Origin of the sequence: Streptomyces sp. GC420, from assembly GCF_009916105.1 — a bacterium.
In the GTDB taxonomy this organism is placed as follows: Bacteria; Actinomycetota; Actinomycetes; order Streptomycetales; family Streptomycetaceae; genus Streptomyces.
On the sequence record NZ_JAAAXQ010000443.1, the window covers coordinates 1 to 5,701 of the forward strand.

Consider the following 5,701-nt stretch of genomic DNA (forward strand, 5'->3'; position numbering starts at 1 on the left):
GGCAGCCAGCCGCGCACCACGGCAGCGTCTCGCCGTCAATCGGTGCGCAGCAGCCCGAGGACGTAGAAGCCCTGACGGCCGTCCAGCTCACGGCCGGGGACGGGCAGCTGCCCGCCGTAGCGGCCGGTGGCCGTGGCGCTGCGGCCGAGGTCGCCGGGCGTCACCGGCTCCGGGGCCGGGTCCTCGGCGGGTGACCGGACGGCGACTCCGTGTCCCGGAGCAATCCCCGCGCACCGCGCACCGCGCACCGCGACGCGGGGATGCGGGGGAGCGGGGGAGCGGGGGAGCGACACGGGCGCGGCAGCGCGGGGACGTGACCGGCGTCGTCCTGGCCGCTCAGCGGCGGTCGTGGTCCGCGTCCAAGGGGTCGAACGCCTGGGCTACGGCAAGACTGTCCTCGTAGACGTGGTGCCGGGTGACGAGGCCGTCCTCGAAGGCGAGGTGCAGGGCGAATCGCGCCCGGTAGGGGCGGCCCGTGGGCCGGGCGGTCTGACGGATCTCGCCGAGCACGACCGCGTCGTCGCCGTCGGTCAGGACGCGCTCGATCTCGGTGGACGCGTGGCCGGGCAGATGGTGTGCGGCCAGTTCGCGGTAGTGGGCGGCGGTGTCGTCGCGGGTGAACCGGTGACGGATCCACGGAGTGGCGGTGCGGCCGTGCTCGGCCTCCGGCCAGTCCAGCCTCCAGTCGCTCCGCTCGGCGTACAGCTCCGCGATGCGCTCGGGGTCGCCCTCGCCGATCCGGCGCAGCAGCTCCTCCACCATCGCGCGGGTGCCGCCAGGTGTGCCCGTGGCCATTGGGTGGTCCTTCCGATCCGGAGCCCGCGTCCCCCTGACGCGGACGGATCACCACCTTGCCGGGTCCGGCCGGGGACGGCGATTACCTCCCGGGTAGGCGCCCGGCCCCGCCGGCGCCGCCGGGCGTGCGCGCACCGGCAGGTCCGCCGTGGCCAGGGGCCCTGTCAGCGGGCGGGGCGGCGCGGGGCGGATGGTCGTGCCGTGTTGCCGCTCCTCGTTCTCAGGCGGCCAACGCGCGCCGCGGTGATCGCGTGCGGAGGTTTCCCGCGCCGGTGGTCAGGCCAGCCCGTGCTGCCTGCAGAACTGCTCGACCCCACCGGCCTCGTCCTCCGCCGTGCGCCGCCAGTGAGAATCCGCGGCGATCGCCTCCCGTACCGTGGGGTGCGGCGGGAACACGCTGGTCAGCCCGGTTATCCGGAAGACCCGCAGGATGCGTTCCGTGCCCAGTGCGAGGGTGAGCGAACCGCCGTCGCCGCGCAGGCGCTTGAGGCAGGCGACAAGGGCTCCGAGGCCCGTCGAGTCGAGAAAGTCCACACCGTTCATGTCGACGATGAGGTGCACGTGGCCCTTGGCCGCGAGGTCGAGGACACGCTCGCGGAGCGCCGGGGCGGTGTAGACGTCGACCTCGCCGGTGACCCGCAGGACCGCACGCTCTTCGCCGGCCTCGACGGCCTCCACTTCGAAATCCCGCATGTGTCCCTGCCCGCCCCTCCGATTGTCATTCTGTACAATGACAAAGAAATGTGTAGAGTTACACTAGCGTGGCGGTGTACAGCTCGTCAATGATTGGGTCTCGGTGTCATTCCGATCGATGACATGAGGGTGGAAGATGCGCGTCGAAGAGGCCATCGGGAGGCAGATCGCCCGGCTCAGGGCAGAGCGCGAACTCTCGCTCGCCGAGTTGGGCGAGGCCCTCGGCGGCTACCTGGACAAGCCGTGGAGCCGGCAGGCCGTCCACCAGGCCGAGCGTGGCCGGCGGTCCTTCACGGCCACTGAACTGACCGCTCTCGCCCTCGCGCTGGAGACCTCCGTCCCGGCGCTGTTCCGCGCGGAGGAGGACCGCATCGAGCTGCCCCGTACCTCGTTGTCCGCCGAGGAGTACCGGGGCGTCCTGCTGAGCACCGGGCGCGACGCGCCTCTCGACGGTGTCGAGGAGATGATCGTCGCCCTGCACGACATCGGCGAGGTCCTGTCGCGGCCCGCCCTGGCCCGTCTGGCGCGGATCGGGCGGGTGGCCGACCAGGTGGCCGGGCCCGCGTGAGCGGCCGGGGCCCCGGTCACGGGCCGTCGGCGGGCGGTGCGCCGGCCCTCTCCCGGCGAGGGACCACCGGCCTCGGCCGGTACGGGAATCGCTTTCCCGTCCTGTGGTACTTTCCATTCGTCCCGTAAGGGACCGGTTCGGGCCGGACCGCGGCCCGCGCGCCGGAAGCCCCCTCCTTCAGCCGGGGGAGCCGGGCCACAGGGCTCGTGAAGGTCGTCGAGAAGCGCGCCGGGTGCCGTCCCCGGCACCCGCCGGCAGTGACAGTCGCCTCCAGGACGGGGATGACGTGACCGCAGGGACGTTCCCCCGCGCGAGCAGGCACGCGATGAAGTCCCCGTGCCGGCACCGGTCGGCGGCGGCCTTGCTCCACGCCGGACGGAGGCCCGTACGGTGAGCGAGCGGCACGGCGCCGGCGCGCCGCCCGGTACCGCCCACGGCGCGCAGGGCAACGTCACGGCGTACGGCAACGGCGCGTCGGCGGGGCGGACGACGGCCGAGGCAGCCGGACGTCCCGCCGACGCGCGCACCCTGATCGCTCTCGCCACCGGCATCCTCGTGGCGCGAGGGCACGGCGGGCCGGCCGAGGCCGCCCGGCACCTCGAACGCCTCGCGGAGACGGCCCGCCTGCCGCTGCTGGAGCTGGCCGCCGACATCGTCCACGGCGCCGCCGCCGACACCGCGGCCGACCTGCTGCCCCACGCGGGCCGGGGCGAGCAGCCCCGTCCAAGCGAGACCTCCGGTGAGACCTCCGGTGAGACCTCCGGTGAGATCCCCGGCCCGCTCCCAGGTCCGCTCCCCACCCCGCTCCCGGGCCCCGTGGGCACCGCGCCGCCGACCCCCGTGCGGCGGCTGCGCACCGCCGAGGCGGGCGCGCTCGTGTCGGACGCGCAGTCGGCGGCGGAATCGATGCTCACCCACGCCCTCGCCCCGCTCGGCGCCGCCGCGGTCGCGGTTTGGGCCGCCTGCCCCGGCGGCGCACTGACCCTCGCCGGGCACGCGGGCTTCTCCGATCGCGAGGCCGGCCAGTGGCACTACGTGCCGCCCGGCGTGGGCACCCTCGCCCAGCAGGCGCTTGCCGAGAACAGGTTCCTGTGGCGGCCGGCGCCACCGCCCGACGTCCCCGGAATCGGCAGGGGAGACGGCACGGACGGCGCCCGCGCCGCCGTACCGGCCGCCACCGGCGGCCGTGTCATCGGCGCCATGGAGGTGTGCTGGCAGGATCCGCTGCCCCGGCCCGGCGGGCCGACACAACGCCAGCTGCGGGCCCTGGGAGAGCTGTGCGCCCACACGCTCGGCGCACCCGGACCCTCCGGCCCGGCCGAGAAGGAAACCGGGAGCCCCGGCGCAGCGGGGACCGAGCCGGCGACCGCCGGGACGAAGGCAGGGGCCGTCCGGCCCGACCCCGCGGAGAGCTTCGCCGACGCCCTGCGGGACCCAGCGATGGTGCTGCGCCCCCTGCAGGACCCCGAGGGGAACCTGACCGACTTCCGGATCACCTACGTCAACGACCATTTCGCCGACCCCGTCGGCCGCCCGCGCTCGGCCGTCCTGGGCGGAAGGCTGCTCGAAACGTACCCCCCGGCGGCCGGCGACCAGGGCCCGGGCGCGGGACACGGCGAACGCGGCGGACACGGAGGACACGCAGGACCGGGTGAGGGGCTGTTCGAGCACGCACGGCGTGTGCACGCCACCGGTGACCCCTTCCGCGCCGCCGACATGGTCCTGCCCGCCCCGCCGGGCAGGACCGGGCCGCCGCCCGTCGCCTCCGTGGGGATGGCCGGCCTCGGCGACAGCGTCCTCGTCACCTGGAGCGCCCAGGACGAGACGACCCGACTGTCCGCCCTGCTGCAGCACGCCCAGCGGCTCGGACGCATCGGAGGCTTCGAGGAGAACACCGGCACCGGCGAGGTCGTCTGGAACAGCCAGATGTACGCGCTGTTCGGCCTGCCGCCCACGGCCGCGCCCGTACCGCTGGAACGGCTGCACCACTACGTCCACCCCGACGACGTGGTCGCCGTCGGCCGCTTCGTCAGGGCGCTCCTGCACCACCGCCGCCCCGCGTCGCTCGGTCTCAGGCTCCAGCGCGCCGACGCGGTGATCCGGCACATCCGCATCGTCGCCGAGCCGGTCACCGACGCCACCGGCACGCTGATCGCGGTGCGCGGAGCCTGCCAGGACGTCTCCGAGCAGCACTGGACCGAGGTGGCCCTGGCCGCCACCCGCGACCAGCTCGCCGACAGCGAGGAGCGCGCCGCCGAACGCAACCGGCTCGCCCTCCAGCTCCAGCAGGCGATCATGCCGCCGGCCACCGCCCCCATCGACGCCTTCGGGCTGCGCATCGCCGTCCGCTACCGCCCCGCCGAGGAGGAACACCTCGTGGGCGGTGACTGGTACGACGCGGTGGCCCTGCCCGCGAAACGCGTGCTGCTCGTCGTCGGCGACATCGCGGGCCACGGCATCGACGCCGCCACCGGCATGGTGGTGCTGCGCAACGCCCTGCGCGGGCTGGCCGTGACCGGAGCGGGCCCCGCCGAACTGCTGGGCTGGCTCAACGCCGTCACCCACCACCTCACCGACAACGTGACCGCGACCGTCGTCTGCGGGATGTACGACCCGGTCTCCCGGGAACTGCGCTGGGCCAGGGCCGGGCACCCGCCGCCGGTGCTGTTCCGCGCGGGCTCCCCGACGACCCTGCCGCTGCCGCAGGGCATCCTGCTGGGGGCCGTGCCGTCCGCGCGGTACGAGGAGCACCGCATCGTCCTCGACCCGGGCGACAGGCTGCTCATGTACACCGACGGACTGGTCGAACGCCGAGGCGTCTTCGACGAGTCCTCGCTGCGGCAACTGCTGCAGGCCGCCGGCCCGCCCCTGCCGGATCTCGACGACCACCTGGACCGGCTGCTCGCGATGAGCCGGTCCGACACGGACGACGACACCTGCCTGATCGGCATCCAGGTTCCCTGATCGGCGCCCCTGCACCTGGCACCCTGCACCCGGCACCCTGCACCCGGCACCTGTGTCCGCCCCTGGTGCGCGCGCCTGGTGCGCCAGGCCCGGGGTCCGCGCGGCCCGGTCCGCGGACGGTGCCGGCGCCCGCGCAGGGCCCGCGCGGGTGGTGGGCCCCGGCGCGTCCGCCGCCGCGAGCGGATCCGCCGTCCGGCTCGGCCGAGCCGCCGGCGACGGGTCGGCGGATCGGCCGTGGAACGGGAGGACGCGGGGATCGTACGCGATGGACGTACGAGGACATCAGGAGGCCAGCGCGTCCGCGGCGGGCTCCGCCACCCGCGGGGCGGCAGCGGCGGGCCGGACCGGCGCCGCGGCCTGGGACCGCAGCTGCCGGTGCGCCGCCGCGACGTCCCTGGTGCCCGTGGAGACACACAGGGTGTAGGGGGGCGTCCATGCGCCGGCGTGCCTCGGCCGTGCCCTCCGTCGCGTTCAGGGCCGCGAGAGCCTCGTACCCCTCGAGGAGGTTCCGCAGTACCAAGGGGTTGTGAGCAGGTGGCGGTGGACTGGGTGTGAGTGTGTTCTGGCGTGTATGAGTGAGTCTGCGGGCGGTGGCGGGCGCGCTGACCGGGGGTGAACGGGGGGCGTGTCTTGTATGCGTGACCTTGGCCGGGTGGTGGTCGCTGGGTGGGGTGGCGCATC

At 74.9% G+C, this 5,701-nt stretch carries 3 protein-coding genes and 2 pseudogenes; 2 read left to right on the forward strand and 3 right to left on the reverse strand.

All coding sequences use genetic code 11. The annotated features are described in order from the left end of the window. From GUY61_RS33530 to GUY61_RS33540, 3 genes and pseudogenes are all read right to left on the reverse strand, one after another. Positions 1-146: pseudogene (locus GUY61_RS33530) on the reverse strand (SURF1 family cytochrome oxidase biogenesis protein); the annotation flags it as partial. A gap of 190 nt (positions 147-336) precedes the next feature. Then, a complete protein-coding gene (locus tag GUY61_RS33535; RefSeq protein WP_166634093.1) occupies positions 337-795 on the reverse strand; it encodes a nuclear transport factor 2 family protein in 459 nt (152 codons plus the stop codon). 354 nt (positions 796-1,149) lie between these two features. Beyond that, positions 1,150-1,488: pseudogene (locus tag GUY61_RS33540) on the reverse strand (STAS domain-containing protein); the annotation flags it as partial. Positions 1,489-1,624: 136 nt separating this feature from the next. On the opposite strand from GUY61_RS33540, the gene GUY61_RS33545 reads away from it, so the two are divergent. Then, the gene (locus GUY61_RS33545; protein WP_166634095.1) at positions 1,625-2,056 is read left to right on the forward strand and encodes a helix-turn-helix domain-containing protein; all 432 of its coding nucleotides are present in this window, start codon (positions 1,625-1,627) and stop codon (positions 2,054-2,056) included. A gap of 390 nt (positions 2,057-2,446) precedes the next feature. Beyond that, positions 2,447-5,020, forward strand: coding sequence for a SpoIIE family protein phosphatase (locus GUY61_RS33550; protein ID WP_166634096.1), 2,574 nt, complete (start codon positions 2,447-2,449; stop codon positions 5,018-5,020). Positions 5,021-5,701: the final 681 nt, after the last annotated feature.

Excerpts from the sequence above, each read along its gene's own strand:
- GUY61_RS33535 (WP_166634093.1), bottom strand. The coding sequence starts at position 795 with ATGGCCACGGGCACACCTGGCGGCACCCGCGCGATGGTGGAGGAGCTG.
- GUY61_RS33545 (WP_166634095.1), top strand. The coding sequence starts at position 1,625 with ATGCGCGTCGAAGAGGCCATCGGGAGGCAGATCGCCCGGCTCAGGGCA.